The sequence below is a fragment of the Streptomyces sp. NPDC006294 genome (genome assembly GCF_042870895.1).
Classification (GTDB): domain Bacteria; phylum Actinomycetota; class Actinomycetes; order Streptomycetales; family Streptomycetaceae; genus Streptomyces.
Genome location: NZ_JBIAHV010000004.1, coordinates 112,741 through 132,088, shown reverse-complemented (window position 1 = coordinate 132,088; position 19,348 = coordinate 112,741). Strand labels below are relative to the sequence as shown.

General features: G+C 72.3%; 16 protein-coding genes. 11 read left to right on the top strand and 5 right to left on the bottom strand.

The features are described 5' to 3' along the window. Positions 1-21: 21 nt before the first annotated feature. A complete protein-coding gene (cobT, locus tag ACFYOP_RS08460; RefSeq protein ID WP_356891633.1) occupies positions 22-1,107 on the top strand; it encodes a nicotinate-nucleotide--dimethylbenzimidazole phosphoribosyltransferase in 1,086 nt (361 codons plus the stop codon). Between the two features lie 28 nt (positions 1,108-1,135). Here cobT and ACFYOP_RS08455 read toward each other — a convergent pair whose 3' ends face one another. After that, positions 1,136-1,891 carry a hypothetical protein gene (locus tag ACFYOP_RS08455; protein WP_356891631.1) on the bottom strand — a complete coding sequence of 252 codons (756 nt, stop codon included), beginning with the start codon at positions 1,889-1,891 and terminating at the stop codon, positions 1,136-1,138. Here ACFYOP_RS08455 and ACFYOP_RS08450 point away from each other — a divergent pair. From ACFYOP_RS08450 to aceE, 7 genes are all read left to right on the top strand, one after another. Further along, on the top strand, positions 1,890-2,771 hold the full coding sequence (locus ACFYOP_RS08450) for an adenosylcobinamide-GDP ribazoletransferase (RefSeq protein WP_388451109.1): 882 nt from the start codon (positions 1,890-1,892) through the stop codon (positions 2,769-2,771). The genes ACFYOP_RS08455 and ACFYOP_RS08450 overlap by 2 nt on opposite strands. A gap of 79 nt (positions 2,772-2,850) precedes the next feature. Beyond that, positions 2,851-4,044 (top strand): hypothetical protein, encoded by a 1,194-nt coding sequence (locus ACFYOP_RS08445; protein WP_356891627.1) that lies wholly within the window; start codon positions 2,851-2,853, stop codon positions 4,042-4,044. 143 nt (positions 4,045-4,187) lie between these two features. After that, positions 4,188-5,699, top strand: coding sequence for a leucyl aminopeptidase (locus tag ACFYOP_RS08440; RefSeq protein WP_356891625.1), 1,512 nt, complete (start codon positions 4,188-4,190; stop codon positions 5,697-5,699). A 416-nt stretch (positions 5,700-6,115) separates the two neighbouring features. Next, positions 6,116-7,504 carry a dihydrolipoyl dehydrogenase gene (gene lpdA / locus ACFYOP_RS08435; RefSeq protein WP_356891623.1) on the top strand — a complete coding sequence of 463 codons (1,389 nt, stop codon included), beginning with the start codon at positions 6,116-6,118 and terminating at the stop codon, positions 7,502-7,504. Positions 7,505-7,559: 55 nt separating this feature from the next. Further along, positions 7,560-9,350, top strand: coding sequence for a 2-oxoglutarate dehydrogenase, E2 component, dihydrolipoamide succinyltransferase (gene sucB, locus ACFYOP_RS08430; RefSeq protein WP_356891621.1), 1,791 nt, complete (start codon positions 7,560-7,562; stop codon positions 9,348-9,350). A 116-nt stretch (positions 9,351-9,466) separates the two neighbouring features. Then, positions 9,467-10,090: a GntR family transcriptional regulator gene (locus ACFYOP_RS08425; protein WP_356891619.1), complete on the top strand. Its 624-nt coding sequence runs from the start codon at positions 9,467-9,469 to the stop codon at positions 10,088-10,090. A 679-nt stretch (positions 10,091-10,769) separates the two neighbouring features. Next, positions 10,770-13,439 (top strand): pyruvate dehydrogenase (acetyl-transferring), homodimeric type, encoded by a 2,670-nt coding sequence (gene aceE, locus ACFYOP_RS08420; RefSeq protein WP_356891617.1) that lies wholly within the window; start codon positions 10,770-10,772, stop codon positions 13,437-13,439. A gap of 102 nt (positions 13,440-13,541) precedes the next feature. Here the strand turns inward: aceE and ACFYOP_RS08415 are convergent, their stop codons facing one another. Both ACFYOP_RS08415 and ACFYOP_RS08410 read right to left on the bottom strand, forming a co-directional pair. Further along, complete coding sequence (locus ACFYOP_RS08415) at positions 13,542-13,679, bottom strand: methionine/alanine import family NSS transporter small subunit (protein WP_356891615.1); 138 nt, start codon at positions 13,677-13,679, stop codon at positions 13,542-13,544. Next, complete coding sequence (locus ACFYOP_RS08410) at positions 13,679-15,211, bottom strand: sodium-dependent transporter (RefSeq protein WP_356891613.1); 1,533 nt, start codon at positions 15,209-15,211, stop codon at positions 13,679-13,681. The genes ACFYOP_RS08415 and ACFYOP_RS08410 overlap by 1 nt, the downstream gene beginning before the upstream one ends. A 153-nt stretch (positions 15,212-15,364) precedes the next feature. Between ACFYOP_RS08410 and ACFYOP_RS08405 the strand changes: the two genes are divergently transcribed. Both ACFYOP_RS08405 and ACFYOP_RS08400 read left to right on the top strand, forming a co-directional pair. After that, positions 15,365-16,201 carry a MerR family transcriptional regulator gene (locus tag ACFYOP_RS08405; protein ID WP_356891611.1) on the top strand — a complete coding sequence of 279 codons (837 nt, stop codon included), beginning with the start codon at positions 15,365-15,367 and terminating at the stop codon, positions 16,199-16,201. Positions 16,202-16,208: 7 nt separating this feature from the next. Continuing rightward, positions 16,209-17,201 carry a WYL domain-containing protein gene (locus ACFYOP_RS08400; RefSeq protein ID WP_356891609.1) on the top strand — a complete coding sequence of 331 codons (993 nt, stop codon included), beginning with the start codon at positions 16,209-16,211 and terminating at the stop codon, positions 17,199-17,201. 31 nt (positions 17,202-17,232) lie between these two features. Here the strand turns inward: ACFYOP_RS08400 and ACFYOP_RS08395 are convergent, their stop codons facing one another. Continuing rightward, entirely contained in the window at positions 17,233-18,150 is a 918-nt protein-coding gene (locus ACFYOP_RS08395; protein WP_356891607.1) for an SDR family oxidoreductase, read from the bottom strand. A 144-nt stretch (positions 18,151-18,294) separates the two neighbouring features. Between ACFYOP_RS08395 and ACFYOP_RS08390 the strand changes: the two genes are divergently transcribed. Then, positions 18,295-18,816, top strand: coding sequence for a DUF4240 domain-containing protein (locus ACFYOP_RS08390; RefSeq protein ID WP_356891722.1), 522 nt, complete (start codon positions 18,295-18,297; stop codon positions 18,814-18,816). 15 nt (positions 18,817-18,831) lie between these two features. Here ACFYOP_RS08390 and ACFYOP_RS08385 read toward each other — a convergent pair whose 3' ends face one another. Next, on the bottom strand, positions 18,832-19,344 hold the full coding sequence (locus tag ACFYOP_RS08385) for a GNAT family N-acetyltransferase (protein ID WP_356891605.1): 513 nt from the start codon (positions 19,342-19,344) through the stop codon (positions 18,832-18,834). Positions 19,345-19,348: the final 4 nt, after the last annotated feature.

Below are 19,348 nucleotides of genomic sequence, written 5' to 3'. Positions count from 1 at the left end.
GGTGCCGGTACTGTTCGGCGAATGAGCAGGCTGAATCTCGACGACTTCTCCGATCTGATCGAGCGCCCGGACAGCGGCATGCGGCGTGACGCCGAGGAACGCCGGGAGCGGCTGGCCGTGCCGCCGGGGGCGCTGGGCCGCCTCGACGAGCTGGGCGAGTGGCTCGCCGCGGCCCAGGCGTCCGTGCCGGTCAAGGCGGTCGAGCAGCCGCGCGTACTGCTGTTCGCCGGTGACCACGGTGTCGCCGGGCTGGGTGTGTCCGCCCGGGAGCCGGGCAGCGCCCACCGGCTGGTGCGGGACGTGCTGGAGGGTGTGAGCCCGGTGGCGGTGCTGGCCCGCAGGCAGGGCGTGCCGGTGCGGATCGTCGACGCCGGTCTGGACTGCGACCCTGCGCTGCTGCCCGAGGAGGTGTCGCGGCACCGGGTGCGGCGCGGCAGCGGCCGTATCGACGTCGAGGACGCGCTCACCGCCGACGAGGTGGAGCAGGCCGTACGCCTCGGCATGGCGATCGCCGACGAGGAGGCCGACTCGGGGACCGATCTCGTCGTCCTCGGCGATCTGAGCGTCGGCGGTACGACTCCGGCGGCGACGCTGATCGCGGCGCTGTGCGGTACGGACGCCTCGGTGGTGACCGGGCGCGGCGGCGCCGGGATCGACGACCTGGCCTGGATGCGCAAGTGCGCGGCGGTCAGGGACGCGCTGCGGCGGGCCCGGCCGGTGCTGGGTGACCAGTTGGAGCTGCTGGCGACGGTCGGCGGCGCGGATCTGGCGGCGACGACCGGGTTCCTGCTGCAGAGCGCGGTGCGCCGGATGCCGGTGATTCTGGACGGCGTGGTGTCGGCGGCGTGCGCGCTGGTCGCGCAGCGGGCGGCCTTCAGGGCGCCGGACTGGTGGCTCGCGGGTCAGGTCAGCGGTGAGCCGGCGCAGGCCAAGGCGCTGGACCGGATGGCGCTCAACCCGCTGCTCGACCACGGTGTGACGGTCGGCGAGGGGGCGGGCGCGCTGCTGGCGCTGCCGATGGTGCAGGCGGCGGCCGCGCTGGCGGCGGAGCTCCCGGAGCGGCCCGCGCCGGAGCCTGCGGACGCGTCGGTGTCCGACGAGGCGTGACGCGCACCCGCCGGGAACGGCGGCGCGGTCACGGCCGGCGGGACGGCACCCGGTCCGGCGTCCCGCCGATCAGGTCCTGGAACGCCCGGCGCGGCCCCGCCCAGCGTCGGTCGTGCCGGATCGAACGCAGTCGCGCCCGCGCCCGGGCCTTGGGGCGGCGGCGGTAGAACCTGCGGGCCCAGTACGACTCGGGGCGGGCCAGGCGCAGCGCGCCGACGAGGGCCACCGCCGGCACGAGCACGCCGAGCAGGCCCATCCTCGCCTTGCCCTTGAGGAGGGCGATCACGGCGAAGAGCAGATTGCCGACGACCGTGAGGATCACCGCGGCGCGGTTCTGGCGTTCGTCCGGGGTCAGTTCGTCGACGCCGAGCGGGGACGAGCCGCTGAGGACCAGCATCGCGAGGGCGGACGCCAGCACGACGACCTCGACGCTCTGCCGGCCCTGCTCGGTCCAGTAGACGTCGTCCAGATGGACGATCAGGGCGAACTCGTCGAGTACCAGCCCCGCCCCCATCCCGAAGAGGACCGCGAACACGGCGGCGGCGACGCCGTGCCGGCCGCTCCCCACGGCGCCGAAGCCGCCGATCACGGTCAGGATGACGCCGGGCACCACATGGTGGATGTGCATCCCACCGGGGGTGACGTTCTTGAACGGCCCCCGGCCGGCCCTGATCAGCCTGGTGATCGTGCGGGTGAGCAGGAACGTGAGCACAAAAGAGGCCAGCGCGAGCAGCATCGGGAGCTTCCCCGGCTCCAGGATGTTGCGGTAGAACCAGTGACCCATGCCGCCCGCTTCCGTATCGCCTGATTTGCCCGCATTGCGCGTCATACGCAATTTACCGGCGCGCGGCGCGGGCTACCCTCGCGCGGTGACTCCTCCGACCGCTCCCCGGGCCCTCGCACACGGCATACGTTTCGCCTTCGGCACCCTGACCGTGCTCCCCGTCCACGTCACCCGCTGGGACCGCGGAGCCGCTCGCGCCGGGATGCTCTGCGCGCCGCTCGCGGGGCTCGTCGTCGGCCTGTGCGCGGCGGCCGCGGGCGGGCTGCTGACCCTGCTGGGTGCCGGGCCGCTGCTCGCCGCCACGGCCACCGCGGCGGTGCCGGCCGCCCTCACCCGGGGCCTGCACCTGGACGGGCTCGCCGACACGGCCGACGGCCTCGGCAGCGGCAGGCCCGCCGCGGACGCCCTGCGCATCATGAAGCAGTCCGACATCGGCCCGTTCGGCGTCATCACCCTGCTGTTCGTCCTCGTGGCGCAGGTCGCGGCGCTGGCGGAGCTGTACGGCCAGAGCTGGGCGGCCGGCGCGGCGGCGGCGGCCCTCAGCGGCGTCACGGCCCGGCTGGCCCTCACCCTCGCCTGCCGCCCCGGCGTCCCGGCGGCCCGCCCCGAGGGCCTCGGCGCGGCGGTCGCCGGCGCCGTCCCCGTGCCCGCCGCACTCGCCGTGACCGCCCTGACCGGCGTCTGCGCGGCGGCCTCCGGCGCGCTGTTCGGCCCGTACGCCGCCCTGCACCACGCCCTCGCGGCGGCGGCCGGCCTGCTGGCCGCCCACCTCCTGCTGCGCCACTGCGTGCGGCGCTTCGAAGGCGTGACGGGCGACGTGTTCGGCGCGCTCGCGGAGACGGCGGGAACGGTCACGCTGGTGGCGCTGGTGCTCGGCTGAGTTCCCGGCGCTCCTGATGTCGCCCGTACCGTGATCTCCCGGCAGGCAACCCCGGCGCACGCCAAGTGGTCCAACCCCCGTGCTCATTCGCTTCCGCGTTCCTCTTCTCGCCGCGGTGACCGCGGCGCTGCTCCCGCTCACCGGCTGCTCCGCCGAGGGCCCCCATCCGGTGTTCACCGAGCCGCTCGCCGCCCGGCCCGAGGCGGCCGTCCGAGTGACCCGGGACGAGGGCAGCGCGAGCTTCACGCAGACCGTGACGTACGGAACAGAACGCGGCGACGCCGTCCAGACGACCACCGGACGCCTCGACTTCACGGACAGCCGCGGTGCGGCGAACCGGAGTTGGCGTAGGCCGAAGAAGCTCCCGGCCGCCACGAGGGGAACTCTGCTCGGCCCCCCGCCGATGCACGGCCCGGTGGAGACGGAGGCGGCGATCACGGTCGACAAGCGGTTCGTGCACTACCGCCCGGGGCCGGCTCGCTACTGGCTCCGCTACGGCGCGGACCCCGGAAGCCCGCTGGACGGCTCCGACGAGATCCGGTCCCTCCGCGGCCGCGCGGCCGCCGTCGGGGGCACGCTCCTCGAGATCGCCGGTGGCGCCCGCGCCACGGCGGAGACGACCACTTTGGACGGCGGGCGCAGCTACCGTGCTCAGTTCCCGCTGTCCGACGCCTGGTTCCTGTTCCCCGAGCGCGTCAGGGCCGGGATGACGCAGGCGTGGCCCGCCGGCGCCGGCGCCTCCCCCGTCAGGATGACGCTCACGGTCGACGCGGCGGGCCGTATCACCGAAGCGGAGGCCGACGTCTCCGCCCTCGCCGACCGTGAGAACCGCGCCCTCTCCGGCGTGACCGGGGTGCGGATCCGGCTCGCTCTGAGCGGCTACGGCTCCTCCGAGCCCGAGATGCCCGGCCCGTCGGACACCGTGCTGGATCCGGCCGAGACCGTGGTGGCCATGCACTACGGCGGAGCGGAACCCGGCGACTGCCTGGACTTCGGCACCGGTGTCGGTTTCGACGGGATCGCCGTGCGCGTGGACTGCGGACAGCCCCACGCCGCGCGGGTCTACGCCCGCGAACCCATCGGCAATCTGGCATACGCGCCCGCAGCGGAGTCCGACGACATGGCCTCCGACCGGTGCGACCGGGCGTACCTCCGGGCCCCGGACCGCTGGACCGAAGAGGCCGTGGACGACGCGTTCTGGTTCGTCTACACGGGCGAGGAGGACTGGGGGGAGCCGGAGGCAGCCCTCACCTGCTACGTCCTGTCCCGTTGAGACCCACCGGTGTGCGCCCTGGGCGGGCGGACCACCGCCGCCGTGAGCCACGCGGGCGGCCGCGCGTAGGCTCTCCTCCCGTGTGAGGTGCCGATCCGCCTCGCCGGACCTTCAGAACTCAACGGAAGCGAGATTTCACCACCGTGACTGCTCTCACTCTCAGCACTGCAGGCGCTGCGACGCTGCGCGCCGACGCCCTCGTCGTCGGCGTGGCGAAGGGCGCCAAGGGCCCGGTCGTCGCGCCGGGCGCCGAGGCCGTGGACAAGGCGTTCGACGGCAAGCTCGCCTCCGTTCTGGAGACCCTCGGCGCCGGCGGTGGCGAGGGCGAGATCACCAAGCTCCCCGCGCCCTCCGGCATCAAGGCCACGATCGTGCTCGCGGTCGGCCTCGGCGCCGCGCCCGAGGACGACGACGCGTACGGCACCGAGGCGCTCCGCCGTGCCGCCGGCTCCGCCGCGCGTGCGCTGGCCGGCTCCAAGAAGGCCGCCTTCGCGCTGCCCATGGAGTCCGTCGAGGACGCGGAGGCCGTCGCCGAGGGCGCGCTGCTCGGCGCGTACGCCTTCACCGCGTACCAGGAGAACGGCAACGGCTCCAAGAAGCCGCTCGCCGAGGTCGCCCTGCTGGGGGCCAAGCCCCGGGACAAGGCGTTCAAGGCCGCCGCGGAGCGCGCCGTCGCGCTCGCCGAGGAGATCAACCGCGCGCGCGACCTGGTCAACACCCCGCCGAACGACCTCACCCCCGAGGCCTTCGCCGCCGTGGCGACCGCCGCCGGCAAGGAGCACGGGGTCAAGGTGCAGGTGCTCGACGAGAAGGCGCTGGCCAAGGGCGGCTTCGGCGGCATCCTCGGCGTCGGCCAGGGCTCGCAGAACCCGCCGCGCCTGGTGAAGCTGTCCTACACCCACTCCAAGGGCGCCAAGACGCTCGCGCTGGTGGGCAAGGGCATCACCTACGACTCGGGCGGCATCTCCCTCAAGCCGGCCGGCCACAACGAGACGATGAAGTGCGACATGAGCGGCGCGGCCGCCGTGTTCGCCGCCGTCGTCGCCGCCGCCCGGCTGGGCCTCGAGGTCAACGTCACCGGCTGGCTGGCGCTCGCCGAGAACATGCCGTCCGGCAGCGCCATCCGCCCGGGTGACGTCCTGCGCATGTACAGCGGCAAGACGGTCGAGGTGCTCAACACCGACGCCGAAGGCCGCCTGGTGCTCGCGGACGCGCTGACGAAGGCGTCGGAGGAGAACCCGGACGCGATCGTCGACGTGGCGACGCTCACCGGCGCGATGGTGCTGGCGCTGGGCAACCGTACGTTCGGCATCATGGCGAACGACGACGCCTTCCGTACCGCGATCCACGAGATCGCCGACGAGGTCGGCGAGGCGTCCTGGCCGATGCCGCTCCCCGCCGACCTGCGCAAGGGCATGGAGTCCCCGACCGCCGACATGGCGAACATGGGTGAGCGGATGGGCGGCGGCCTGGTCGCCGGCCTGTTCCTGAAGGAGTTCGTCGGCGAGGGCATCACCTGGGCGCACCTGGACATCGCGGGCCCCGCGTACCACGAGGGCGCGCCGTTCGGCTACACGCCGAAGGGCGGCACGGGTTCGTCGGTCCGCACGCTGGTGAAGCTGGCGGAGCGGACGGCCGCGGGCGACCTGGGCTAGCGGAAGCCGGCCCTCCCGCCCCTTCCGCCCCGGACCCGTCACCGCGCTTCGCGCGGTGGCCTCGATCGCCGGACGGGCTCCAAAGGAGTCCCGTCGGCGGTCGAGGCGCGGGGTTCGGGGCGGAGCCCCGGGAACAGGGCCGGGCGGAGCCCGGTTGGGGGAAGGGGCGGGGTGGGGAAGCGGCTCCGCGCAGCGACCCCTCGTACCCCCCGGTAACCGCGCAACGCGCTCAAGCTCACCATCTCAAGCTACGGCCCCGCGTCCCGCCTCCCGTCAACAAGTGCGAAGATGGGTTCCCGGCAGGACAGGGCCCCCACCACAGGGCCGAAGAATCAGCGGCCGAACACCAGCCGACCGGCCGGTCATCTCCCGAGACGGGGGCCCGGCGAACGGCGCACATGCATGGAGGACGTGACGTGGCGAACGACGCCAGCACCGTTTTCGACCTAGTGATCCTCGGCGGTGGTAGCGGCGGTTACGCTGCGGCGCTGCGCGGAGCTCAGCTGGGCCTGGACGTCGCACTGATCGAGAAGAACAAGCTGGGCGGCACCTGCCTGCACAACGGTTGCATCCCCACGAAGGCTCTGCTGCACGCCGGCGAGATCGCCGACCAGGCCCGTGAGGCCGACCAGTTCGGTGTCAAGACCTCTTTCGAGGGCATCGACATCGCGGGCGTCCACAAGTACAAGGACGAGGTCGTCTCCGGCCTCTACAAGGGGCTGCAGGGTCTGGTCGCCTCCCGCAAGGTGACCTACATCGAGGGTGAGGGCCGGCTGTCCTCGCCGACCTCCGTCGACGTGAACGGCCGCCGCGTGCAGGGCCGCCACGTCCTGCTGGCGACCGGTTCCGTGCCGAAGTCGCTGCCGGGCCTGGAGATCGACGGCAACCGCATCATCTCCTCCGACCACGCGCTGACGCTGGACCGCGTCCCGCAGTCGGCGATCATCCTGGGCGGCGGCGTCATCGGCGTCGAGTTCGCCTCCGCGTGGAAGTCCTTCGGCACCGACGTCACGATCGTCGAGGGCCTCAAGCACCTGGTCCCGGTCGAGGACGAGAACAGCTCGAAGCTGCTCGAGCGCGCGTTCCGCAAGCGCGGCATCAAGTTCAACCTGGGCACCTTCTTCGAGAAGGCCGAGTACACCCAGGACGGCGTGCGGGTCACCCTCGCCGACGGCAAGACCTTCGAGGCCGAGGTCCTCCTGGTCGCCATCGGCCGCGGTCCCGTCTCCCAGGGCCTCGGCTACGAGGAGCAGGGCGTCGCGATGGACCGCGGCTATGTCGTGGTCGACGAGTACATGCAGACCAACGTGCCCACCGTCTCCGCCGTCGGCGACCTGGTCCCGACCCTCCAGCTCGCGCACGTCGGCTTCGCCGAGGGCATCCTGGTGGCGGAGCGGCTGGCCGGTCTGAAGACCGTCCCGATCGACTACGACGGTGTGCCGAAGGTGACGTACTGCCACCCCGAGGTCGCCTCCGTCGGCATCACCGAGGCCAAGGCCAAGGAGATCTACGGTGCGGACAAGGTCGTCGCCCTGAAGTACAACCTCGCGGGCAACGGCAAGAGCAAGATCCTGAAGACCGCGGGCGAGATCAAGCTCGTCCAGGTCAAGGACGGCGCCGTGGTCGGCGTCCACATGGTCGGTGACCGTATGGGCGAGCAGGTCGGCGAAGCTCAGCTGATCTACAACTGGGAGGCTCTGCCGGCCGAGGTCGCGCAGCTCATCCACGCGCACCCGACGCAGAACGAGGCCCTCGGCGAGGCCCACCTGGCCCTGGCCGGAAAGCCGCTGCACTCCCACGACTGATCAGTCACGGGCGCGACAGACCACTTCCGCACATCGTTAAGGAGCAACTGAAACCATGGCGGTTTCCGTAACCCTTCCGGCGCTCGGCGAGAGCGTCACCGAGGGCACTGTCACCCGCTGGCTGAAGGCCGAGGGAGAGCGCGTCGAGGCCGACGAGCCGCTGCTCGAGGTGTCGACCGACAAGGTCGACACCGAGATCCCCGCCCCTGCTTCCGGCGTGCTGGCGTCCATCAAGGTCGCCGAGGACGAGACCGTAGAGGTCGGCGCCGAGCTGGCCGTCATCGACGACGGCTCCGGCGCCCCGGCCGAGGCTCCGGCCCCGGCCGCCGCCGAGGCTGCCGCCCCCGCCCCGGCCCCGGCCCAGGAGGCGCCGCAGGCGGCGCCCTCCACCGAGGCCGCCGCCCCGGCGCCCGCCCCGACCGCGGAGGCCGCCGCAGGCGGCGGTTCCGCAGAGGGCACCGACGTCGTCCTTCCCGCGCTCGGCGAGAGCGTCACCGAGGGCACCGTCACCCGCTGGCTGAAGGAGGTCGGCGAGGAGGTCACGGAGGACGAGCCGCTGCTCGAGGTCTCCACCGACAAGGTCGACACCGAGATCCCCGCGCCGGCCTCCGGCGTGCTGCTGGAGATCGTGGTCGCCGAGGACGAGACGGCGGAGGTCGGCGCGAAGCTGGCCGTCATCGGTGCGAAGGGTGCGGCCCCGGCCGCCGCCCCCGCCCCGGCGGCGCCCGCCCCTGCCGCCGAGCCCGCGCCGGCTCCGGCTGCCGCTCCGGCCCCCGCGCCGGCGGCACCGGCTCCCGCGCCCGCCGCGCAGGCTCCGGCCCCGGCTGCCGCTCCGGCCCCGGCCGCCCCGGCCCAGCCCCAGGCCCCGGCGGCTCCCGCCGCTCCGGCCGCGCCCGCCGCCCCGGCTCAGGTCGAGTCGAGCGACGCGTACGTGACCCCGCTGGTCCGCAAGCTCGCCGCCGAGAACGGCGTCGACCTCGGCTCGGTCAAGGGCTCCGGCGTCGGCGGCCGTATCCGCAAGCAGGACGTCATCGCCGCCGCGGAGGCCGCCAAGGCCGCCGCACCGGCACCCGCCGCTGCCGCCCCGGCCGCGGCGAAGGCGCCGAAGCTCGAGGCGTCCCCGCTGCGCGGTCAGACGGTCAAGATGACCCGTATGCGCAAGGTCATCGGCGACAACATGATGAAGGCGCTGCACGACCAGGCCCAGCTGACCTCGGTCGTCGAGGTCGACATCACCAAGCTGATGAAGCTGCGCGCCCGTGCGAAGGACGCGTTCGCGGCACGTGAGGGCGTCAAGCTCTCCCCGATGCCGTTCTTCGTCAAGGCCGCCGCCCAGGCGCTGAAGGCCCACCCGGTCATCAACGCCCGGATCAACGAGGGCGAAGGCACCATCACGTACTTCGACTCGGAGAACATCGGCATCGCCGTGGACTCCGAGAAGGGTCTGATGACGCCGGTCATCAAGGGCGCGGGCGACCTGAACCTCGCCGGCATCGCCAAGAAGACCGCCGAGCTCGCGGGCGCGGTGCGCTCCAACAAGATCACGCCGGACGACCTCGCCGGCGGGACCTTCACCATCAGCAACACCGGCTCGCGCGGGGTGCTGTTCGACACGATCATCGTCCCGCCGAACCAGGTCGCCATCCTGGGCATCGGTGGCACGGTCCGCCGCCCGGTGGTCGTCAACCACCCGGACCTCGGTGAGACGATCGCGATCCGCGACATGACGTACATCGCGCTCTCCTACGACCACCGTCTGGTGGACGGCGCCGACGCCGCGCGCTACCTGGCGACGGTCAAGGCGATCCTGGAGGCCGGCGAGTTCGAGGTCGAGCTCGGCCTCTGAACCACGCGGCTGTAACCAGCCTCACCTGCTGCGCCCCTGCTCGGGAGTACATCCGAGCGGGGGCGCAGCCGTATTGTCTAAGGGCCACAGGTCGACGCGGCTTTAAGGAGCGCTCCATGACCATCCCCGTCGTCCACTCGCTGCGCGATCAGATCCGCGAGCACATCGTGGAGGGGATCGTGAGCGGCCGCTGGAAGCCCGGGGAACGCATCGTCGAGCGCCGCATCGCCACCGAACTCGAGGTCTCCCAGACCCCCGTGCGCGAGGCGCTGCGCGAGCTGGAGTCCCTGCGGCTGATCGAGTCGGCCCCCAACAAGGGCGTACGGGTACGGAATCTGACGGCCGCGGACCTGGAGGAGAGCTACCCGGTCCGGGCCGGCCTGGAGCAGATCGCCGCGGAGCTCGCGGCAGCGCGGCTGGCGGCCGACTGCTCGGCCCTCTCACCCCATGTCACGGCCCTCTACGAGGCCGACCGCACCGGCGACTCGGCCGGCCAGGTCCGGCACACGGTGGCCTTCCACCGGGAGCTGGTCCGCGCCGCGGACAACGCGGTCCTGCTGCACACGTGGGAGGGCCTGGGCATCGAGGTGTTCACGGCGCTGTCGATCCGCTGGCTGGGGACGGTGCAGAAGTCGTACGCGGAGGAGCACCAGGATCTGGTGGAGGCGTTCCGGCGGTCCGACCCGGAGATCGGCGCGCTCGTCAAGGCCCACGTCCTGGGCTGCGCGCCGCGCGCCTGACGGCGCGATCTCCGGGCGCGGCCCGGTTACGCGTCCGAGCGCGGCCCGGCCCCGGTGACGTTCCCGGGTGCGGCCCGGGCGCGGTGACGTGCCTGGTCCTGGCCCGGTCCGGGTGACGTTCCCGGGCGCGGCCCGGACGCGATGACGTGCCTGGTCCTGGCCCGGTCCGGGTGCTTGGCCGTCCGGGCGCGGCCCGGTCCGGTGACATGCGGGGGCCCGGTCCCGGTGACAGGCCCGGTCGCGTGCGCTTGGCGTCCGAGTGCGGCGCCGGACTCGGCTGGACCCGCCCGCCCCCGGAGGGGCACCGCCCTCACCGGCCGGGCCAGGCTGCCCCGGGGACGCCGCACCCCCCACCGGCCGGGCCAGGCCGCCCCGGGGACGCCGCACCCCCACCGGGCGGCGCCGCCCGCCCCGCGCACGCCGCGCCACGACGATCGTGGCCACCACGGAACGCCACCCACAACCGCGGCCCGCCGCGGAAGACGCCCGGAACGCCCCCTATGCACCGGCACCGCGTGCCCACTTTTGCGGCACCGGATGCCAATTTCTCCCCAGGCTTTGATCGATCATCGATCAGAGACTTACAGTTCGACCAAGGGCGTCACCCGCCCTTCGCCCTGTCCTGCCAGACACGGCAAACCCCCTTCTCCACCCCCCTCCTGTCCGGAAGGCGGCGATCATGACCGACCCCGTAGGCAAGCTTCCGAGCGAGCTCGACCAGCTCCCGGACCGCGACGCCGAGGAAACCGCCGAGTGGGCGGCGTCCCTCGATGCCGTCGCGGAGCACGCAGGCCCGCACCGCGCCGCGTATCTGATGCGCCGCACGCTCGAGCACGCCGAGAAGGCCGGTGTGGCCCTGCCCCGCCTGCTGGAGACGGACTACGTCAACACCATCCCGACCCCCGCCGAGCCCGCCTTCGACGGCGACGAGGCGATGGAAGCCCGCATCACGGCCTGGAACCGCTGGAACGCGGCCGCCATGGTGACCCGCGGCTCCAAGCACGGCGTCGGCGGCCACATCGCCACGTTCGCGTCGGCGGCCTGGCTGTACGAGACCGGCTTCAACCACTTCTTCCGCGGCAAGGAGGGGGACGGCTCCGGCGACCAGCTCTACATCCAGGGCCACGCCTCCCCCGGCATCTACGCCCGCGCGTTCCTCGACGGCCGCCTCACCGAGGAGCACCTGGACAACTTCCGCCAGGAGGCCGGCGGCAAGGGCCTGCCCTCGTACCCGCACCCGCGCCGGCTGCCCTGGCTGTGGGAATTCCCCACCGTCTCGATGGGGCTCGGCCCGCTGTCCGCGATCTACCAGGCGCGCTTCAACCGCTATCTGCACAACCGCGGGATCAAGGACACGGCGAACTCGCACGTGTGGGCGTTCCTCGGTGACGGCGAGATGGACGAGCCGGAGTCGACGGCGGCCCTCGCACTCGCCTCGCGCGAACAGCTCGACAACCTGACCTTCGTGATCAACTGCAATCTGCAGCGGCTCGACGGTCCGGTCCGCGCCAACTTCAAGATCGTGCAGGAGCTGGAGTCCCAGTTCCGCGGCGCCGGCTGGAACGTCGTCAAGTCGCTGTGGGGCTCGGCCTGGGACGAGCTGTTCCGGCTCGACACCACGGGCGCGCTGGTCCGCCGGCTGCGCGAGGTGCCGGACGCGCAGTTCCAGACGTACGCGACGCGCGACGTGGCGTACATCCGCGAGCACTTCTTCGGCGCGGAGCCCGCGCTCGTCGAGCTGGCCAGGCTGCTCTCCGACGCGAAGATCGCCGAGTGCTTCTACACCTCCCGCGGCGGCCACGAGGCCCGCAAGGTGTACGCGGCGTACCGCGCGGCGCTCGCCCACAAGGGCGCGCCGACGGTGATCCTGGCGCAGACGGTGAAGGGCTACACGCTCGGCAAGGGCTTCGAGTCCAAGAACGCCAACCACCAGATGAAGAAGCTGACGACCGACGAGTTCAAGGGCATGCGCGACCTGCTCGGGCTCCCGATCGCCGACAGCGCCTTCGAGGACGGCGAGGTGCCGTACGGCCACCCGGGCGCCGACTCCCCGGAGGTGCGCTACCTCCAGGAGCGCCGTGCCGCTCTCGGCGGCCCCGCGCCGGCCCGCCGGATGCACGCCTCGGCCCCGCTGCCGCAGCCGGAGGAGCGCGCGTTCCAGGCGCTCTACAAGGGGTCCGGCAAGCAGGAGATGGCCACGACCATGGCGTTCGTCCGCCTGGTCAAGGACCTCATGCGGGACAAGCAGACCGGCCGCCGCTGGGTGCCGATCGTCCCGGACGAGGCCCGCACCTTCGGCATGGAGTCGCTGTTCCCGTCGGCGGGCATCTACTCGCCGCTGGGCCAGACGTACGAGCCGGTCGACCGCGACCAGCTGATGTACTACAAGGAGGCCAAGGACGGCCAGATCCTCAACGAGGGGATCACCGAGGCCGGCGCCATGGCCGACTTCATCGCCGCCGCGTCGTCGTACGCGACGCACGGCGAGACGATGATCCCGTTCTACATCTTCTACTCGATGTTCGGCTGGCAGCGGACCGGCGACCAGATGTGGCAGCTCGCCGACCAGCTCGGCAAGGGCTTCATCGTGGGCGCCACCGCGGGCCGTACGACGCTGACCGGTGAGGGCCTGCAGCACGCCGACGGCCACTCGCACCTGATCGCGGCCACGAACCCGGCGTCGCTCAACTACGACCCGGCGTTCGCGTACGAGATCGCGGTGATCGTCAAGGACGGTCTGCGCAGGATGTACGGCCCCGCCGCCGAGGACGTCTTCTACTACCTCACGGTCTACAACGAGCCGAAGGTGCAGCCCGCGATGCCGGAGGGCGTCGAGGAGGGCATCGTCAAGGGCCTCTACCGCTTCAACGAGGGCTCGGCGGGCGCCGACGCGCCGCGTCTGCAGCTCCTCGCCTCGGGTACGGCCATCCACTGGGCGCTCGAGGCCCAGCGGCTGCTGGCCGCCGACTGGAACGTGGCGGCCGACGTGTGGTCCGCTACCTCGTGGGGCGAGCTGCGCCGCGACGCCCTGGAGGCCGACGAGGCCCTGCTGCGCGGCGAGCAGCGCACGCCGTACGTCACGCAGGCGCTGGACGGCGCACCGGGCCCGGTGCTGGCGGTCTCCGACTGGATGCGCCAGGTGCCGGACCAGATCAGCCAGTGGGTGGAGCAGGACTGGTCCTCGCTCGGCACGGACGGCTTCGGTATCTCGGACACGCGTGACGCGGCCCGCCGCCACTTCGGTGTCGACCCGCAGTCGATCACGGTCGCCGCGCTGGCCCAGCTCGCCAAGCGGGGAGAGGTCCCGGCCTCGGCCGTGAAGGAGGCGCGCGAGCGCTACGGCCTGTAGGACGGGCCGGGTGAACGAAGGCGCGGCCCCTGCCGTACGGATGCGTACGAACGGCAGGGGCCACGCCTGTTCCTGATGGTGCGCCGGGCCGGCGCCGGCGCCTCACTCGGCGGGACGGACGCCCGGCGGCGGCTCCTCGGGCTCGGGGGCGTGCCGCCGCAGCCGGACGATGGCGGCGATCAGACCGCCCCACACGACCGCGATGGCGATGATCATCATGATGACGGCGCCGGTCGACATCAGTGCTCCTTCCTGTCGGCGGGTGACTCCATGTCGAGGTCGATGTCCTCACCGCCGGCCTTCCAGGGCAGCAGGGTGAGGATGACGGCGACGACGAGCGCGCCGATGGCGACACCCCATCCGGCGGTGAGCAGGAAGCCGGTCGAGTAGCCCTCGTAGTTCTCGTCGAATTCCGTGCGCAGGCTGTCGACCATCATCCAGCCCAGGACCAGGGGGGTGATGACGCCGAGGCAGATGCGCCACCAGTGGCCGAGGCGGACGGCGGACGTGGCGTCCGCGTTCTGCTGGAGCGTCGGCAGCTTCCGCAGCAGCCAGGCGATGACGACCAGGGCGACCAGGGCCGCCAGTGCGATGCCGTACTGGTTGATGAAGTGGTCGGAGGCGTCCAGCAGGAACAGTCCGTCGTCGGTCGGGAACAGCAGGATGGAGACCAGGGCCACCAGGCCGCCGATGCCGAACACGGCGGGCATCCGGCGCATCCCGGTGCGGTCCTGCACCGCGGAGACGACCACCTGCACGATGGAGATCAGCGACGAGAGTCCCGCGATCACCAGGGAGCTGAAGAAGAGCACTCCGAAGAGGCCGCCGAGGGGCATCTCCGAGATGACGGCCGGGAACGCGACGAACGCCAGCCCGATGCCGGCGCTCGCGACCTCGCCGACCGGCACCCCCGCGGCGGTGGCCAGATAGCCGAGCGTCGCGAAGACGCCGATGCCCGCGAGGATCTCGAAGGAGCTGTTGGCGAAGCCCGCGACCATGGCGGAGCCGGTGAGGTCCGCGCGCCGCCCCAGGTACGAGGCGTACGTGACCATGATGCCGAAGCCGATCGACAGCGAGAAGAAGATCTGGCCGTACGCGGCGACCCACACACTTCCGTTGGTCAGTTCCGACCAATTGGGTGAGAACAGGGCGTCCAGCCCGGTCGCCGCGCCGTCCAGGGTGAGGGCCCGGATCACCAGGGCCACGAAGAAGACGACGAGCAGCGGGATGAAGATCCGGTTGGCGCGCTCGATGCCGCGCCGGACGCCGAACGCCAGGATGGCCAGCACGACCACCCACACGGCGATCAGCGGCCAGAGCACACCGGGCACATAGCTGGAGATGGCTCCCGGCGTTTCCGCGGTCTCGAGGAAGTCGCCGAAGAGGAAGCTCTCGGGGTCGTCGCCCCACTGCTGCCCGACGGAGAAGCCCACGTAGCGGATCGCCCACGCGATGATGACGGCGTAGTAGGTGGCGATGACGAAGGAGATGACGACCTGCCACCAGCCGATGACCTCGGCGGGCCTCGACATCCGGCGCAGCGCGGCCGGCGGTGACAACCGGTACTTGCGGCCGATCGTGTACTCCATGATGAGCAACGGGATGCCGGCGGTCAGGAGGGCGATCAGGTACGGCAGCAGGAAGGCGCCGCCGCCGTTCTCGTAGGCGATGGCCGGAAAGCGCCAGATGTTGCCGAGCCCGATGGCCGAACCGATGGCGGCCATCAGGAACCCGGCACGCGTGGCCCACTGTTCACGTGGCTGCTGCGTCATATGCGTTCCTCGGGTCTGCTGATGGGGACGTGCTCCAGAACTGGCCTGTTTTGCACCGTAGCCCGCGAAGCACATCCCGGCGACAGCGTCGCAGGGTCCTCACGGGTGATGCTTGACCCTGACACCGTGTGAAGCCGTGGAGTGGGAGACGTCATGTTCACCATCGGAGACTTCGCCAGGCACGGCCGTGTGTCCGCCCGGATGCTGCGTCACTACGACGCGGTCGGGCTGCTCCGGCCGGAGCACACCGACCCGTTCACCGGCTACCGCTACTACTCCGCGGCGCAGCTCGCCACGCTCAACCGCGTCATCGCCCTCAAGGACCTCGGCTTCACCCTCGCGCAGGTGCGGCAGATCCTCGAGGAGCGGGTGACCACGGAGGAGCTGCGCGGGATGTTCAAGCTGCGGCAGGCGGAGCTGGAGGAGTCGATGGCCGCGGCGGCCGCCAGGCTGGCCCAGGTCGAGGCGAGGCTCCGGTCGATCGAGAGCGAGGGCCACATGCCCACCCAGGACGTCATCGTCAAGAGCACTCCGGCCGTACGGGTCGCCGTGCTGTCCGCCGTCGCGGCCAGTTACGCCCCCGAGCACATCGGACCGGTCATCAGCCCGCTGTACGACCAGCTGTTCACCCGGCTGACGGCCGCCGGGGTCACCCCGGCGGGTCCCGGCATCGCCTGTTACGAGGACGCGCCGGACGGCGGCGGCGCGGTTCTGGTGCACGCCGGGTGCACCGTCGCGGCCGACCAGCGGCCCGTCCCCGGCGAGGACTTCGAGATCGTCGAACTGCCCGCCGTCGAACGGGCGGCGACGATCGTCCACCGCGGGCCGATGGACACGGTCATGCCCACCGAGCAGACCCTGGCCCGCTGGATCGACGCGGGCGGCCACAGCTCGGCCGGCTACGCCCGTGAGGTGTATCTGGAGTGCCCTCCGGACAAGGAGAAGTGGGTGACGGAACTGCAGGTACCGCTGCGCCCGCCTGCGCGATGATGAGGCAATGCGCGCTGCCCGGCTGATCAAGATGGTCCTCCTGCTCCAGGCCCGGCCCTCGATGACCGGGGCGGAGCTGGCCCGGGAGCTCGAGGTGTCCGAGCGGACGGTCACCCGGGACGCGCTCGCCCTGTCGGAGGCCGGTGTCCCGGTCTACGCCGACCGCGGGCGGGCCGGCGGCTACCGGCTGGTCGGCGGGTACCGGACCCGGCTCACCGGGCTGGCCCGCAGCGAGGCGGAGGCGCTGTTCCTCTCCGGGCTGCCGGGAGCGCTGCGCGACATGGGGCTCGAGGACGCGGCGTCCGCGGCACGGCTGAAGGTGTCCGCGGCGCTGCTCCCCTCGCTCAGCGACGCGCCCGAGTCCGCGGCCGGGCGCTTCCATCTGGACGCGCCCGGCTGGTACCAGGAGCCGGAGACTCCGGCGCTGCTGCCGGTGATCGCCGAGGCGGTGTGGGAGGACCGCCGTGTCCGGGCGGTGTACCGCCGGCGGGACGCGGAGGTGGAGCGGGAGCTGGAGCCGTACGGGCTCGTGCTCAAGGCGGGCGTCTGGTACCTCTGCGCGCGGGCGGAGGGCAGCTTCCGGGTGTACCGGATCGACCGTTTCACCTCCGTGGCCGGGGACGGTGAACTCTTCGAGCGGGACCCGGAGTTCGACCTTCCGGCGTTCTGGGCGGAGCGGGCCGCGCAGTTCGCGCGCTCCATCCTGCGCGCCGAGGTCGTCGTCCGTCTGACCGGGGACGGGGCGCGCCGGCTGCCGCATGTCACGGACCGGGCGGCCGCCGAGGAGGCGCTCGCAGCCGCGGACCCGCCCGACGCCGCCGGCCGGGTGACCTGCACGCTGCCGGTGGAGTCGCCGGACGTGGCGTACGGCCAACTCCTCGGGCTGGGTCCGGAGGTGGAGGTCCTCGCCCCCGCCGAGCTGCGCGAGCGCTTCGCCCGGACGGCGGCCCGGCTGGCCGAGGTGTACGCCCGGACCGGCACGGCGCCGGACCCGGCGTGAGGCCGCCGGCCCCGGAACCGCGCCCCGGACTTCAGCGGTGGTCCTCGATCCGCGGGGTGCCGCCCGCCTGCTCCGCCATCATGTAGCCCCACACGTCGGGCCTGCTGCCGTCCGCGTCGGTGACGCCGTACTCCCTGGCCAGCCGGCCGCTGTCGAGGGAGCGGCCGTTCCAGCGGGCCCGGTCCGGATCGGCGGCGAGGGCGGCGACGCCCCGGCCCACGTACACGGGGGACTCGGACAGCGCCCAGTGCTTCTGCTTCGTCACACCGTCGCGCCAGTTCTCCTCGGTGAGGCCGAAGATGTCGAGCATCTCCTCCGACCGGAGGAAGCCGGGGGTGACCGCGACCGCAGTGCAGCCGACCTGTTTCAGCTCCTCGCCGAGGGTGAAGGCCATCCGGATCGGGCCGTTCTTGGCGAGGTCGTAGTAGAAGTTCTCGCGGAAGCCCTTGTTCGTCTCCGCGGTGCCGTCCGTGACCTCGACGACCAGGCCGCCCGGCTCCCGGACCAGCAGGGGCAGCGCGATGCTGCTGGTGACGATGTGGCTCTTCACGCCGAGGTCGAGCATCCGAAGCCCGCGCTCCAGGTCGACGTCCCACATCCGGGTGTCGAAGTCGAGCAGGAAGTTCCCGCCCCAGATGTCGTTGACGAGGATGTCGAGACGGCCCTGCTCACGGTCGATCCGCTCCACCAGGGCCCGTACCTGTTCCGGTTTCAGATGGTCGGTGGGGACGGCGATGCCCTCGCCGCCCGCCGCCGTGACCAGTTCCGCGGTCTCCTCGATCGTTTCCGTGGCGCGGCCCACCTCGCTGACGTGTCCGCGGGTGGTGCGTCCCGTCACGTACACCGTCGCCCCCTGGACGCCGAGTTGTACGGCGATGGCGCGGCCCGCGCCCCGGGTGGCGCCGGCGACCAGTGCGATGGAGCCGTCGAGCGGCTTGTTCTCCGTCATGGACCGACCGTCGCACGGAAACCGGACACCTTCTGTCCGGCTTGCGCGGCCGTGTTCCCGTGCGAAAGTCCCGGATTGCGAAACAGCCGCTTTTCGGCTGCTCCACGTGCGCGGGCCGGTGCCAGCCACGATGCTGGACCCGTGATGGACGAGACGGAGTTCTGGGAGATCATCGACAGCACCCGCGAGGCCGCCGAGGGCGACCCCGAGGACCACGCCGAGCTGCTCGTGGAGCGGTTGCTGCAGCTCGACCCCGACTCCGTGCTCGACTTCGCGCGCCACTTCGAGGCCCGCTACAACCGCGCGTACACCTGGGACCTGTGGGGCGCGGCGGCGGTCCTGCTGGGCGGGGCGAGCGACGACGCGTTCGACTACTTCCGGTGCTGGCTGATCGGCCAGGGCAGGGAGGTCTTCGAGGGCGGGGTGCACGACCCGGACTCGCTGGCCGAGCTGCTGGACGAGTTCGACGAGGACATCGACGGCGACGGCGAGGAGCTCGGTTACGCGGCGGACGAGGCGTACGAGCAGCTGACCGGCGCCGACTCACCCGATCTGGGCATCGCCGTGCAGTCGGCGGAGCCGGCCGGCACGCCGTTCGACTTCGACGACGACATGGCTCTGGCGGCGCGCTTCCCGAAGCTGTGGGAACGGTTCGGCGGTCTCTGACGGGCCGTCGGCGGCCTACCGGTCCGCCTCGGCGGGCACGAGGGAGCGGCCCATCAGCACGTCGTCCACGTACCGCCCGTCGAGGTGGAACTCGCCCGGCAGGACCCCCTCGACGGTGAAGCCCTCCGCCTCGTAGAGCGTCCGCGCCGGGGTGTTGTGGGCGAGCACCCGCAGGGTGATGCGCAGGGCGCCCTGCCGCCGCGCCTCGTCGCATGCCGCCCGCACCAGGGCGCGCCCGACACCGCGGCCGCGGGCCCGGTCGTCCACGGCGAGGCCCTGGATCTGGCGGACGTGCCGGTTGCAGGCCAGCGGGGTCGGCGGGACGAGCCGGACGTATCCCACGACCGCGCCGCCGGCGTCCTCGGCGACGAGGAACTGGTCCGGGCGGTGGTTCTGGTCGAAGAACGGGTCGTACGGCGGCTGCGGCCGGGGCGTCACGGCGTGCAGCGGTGACCAGGCGGCGCGGTCGAGTTCGCCGAGTTCCGCCTCGTCGGAGCGGCGTGCGGTACGTATGTGCGATTCGGGCATGGCG

Coding starts and splice junctions, on each gene's coding strand:
- cobT (WP_356891633.1), top strand. CDS start 22: ATGAGCAGGCTGAATCTCGACGACTTCTCCGATCTGATCGAGCGCCCG.
- ACFYOP_RS08450 (WP_388451109.1), top strand. CDS start 1,890: ATGCCGCCCGCTTCCGTATCGCCTGATTTGCCCGCATTGCGCGTCATA.
- ACFYOP_RS08455 (WP_356891631.1), bottom strand. CDS start 1,891: ATGGGTCACTGGTTCTACCGCAACATCCTGGAGCCGGGGAAGCTCCCG.
- sucB (WP_356891621.1), top strand. CDS start 7,560: ATGGCGGTTTCCGTAACCCTTCCGGCGCTCGGCGAGAGCGTCACCGAG.
- ACFYOP_RS08425 (WP_356891619.1), top strand. CDS start 9,467: ATGACCATCCCCGTCGTCCACTCGCTGCGCGATCAGATCCGCGAGCAC.
- aceE (WP_356891617.1), top strand. CDS start 10,770: ATGACCGACCCCGTAGGCAAGCTTCCGAGCGAGCTCGACCAGCTCCCG.
- ACFYOP_RS08415 (WP_356891615.1), bottom strand. CDS start 13,679: ATGTCGACCGGCGCCGTCATCATGATGATCATCGCCATCGCGGTCGTG.
- ACFYOP_RS08410 (WP_356891613.1), bottom strand. CDS start 15,211: ATGACGCAGCAGCCACGTGAACAGTGGGCCACGCGTGCCGGGTTCCTG.
- ACFYOP_RS08405 (WP_356891611.1), top strand. CDS start 15,365: ATGTTCACCATCGGAGACTTCGCCAGGCACGGCCGTGTGTCCGCCCGG.
- ACFYOP_RS08400 (WP_356891609.1), top strand. CDS start 16,209: ATGCGCGCTGCCCGGCTGATCAAGATGGTCCTCCTGCTCCAGGCCCGG.
- ACFYOP_RS08395 (WP_356891607.1), bottom strand. CDS start 18,150: ATGACGGAGAACAAGCCGCTCGACGGCTCCATCGCACTGGTCGCCGGC.
- ACFYOP_RS08390 (WP_356891722.1), top strand. CDS start 18,295: ATGGACGAGACGGAGTTCTGGGAGATCATCGACAGCACCCGCGAGGCC.
- ACFYOP_RS08385 (WP_356891605.1), bottom strand. CDS start 19,344: ATGCCCGAATCGCACATACGTACCGCACGCCGCTCCGACGAGGCGGAA.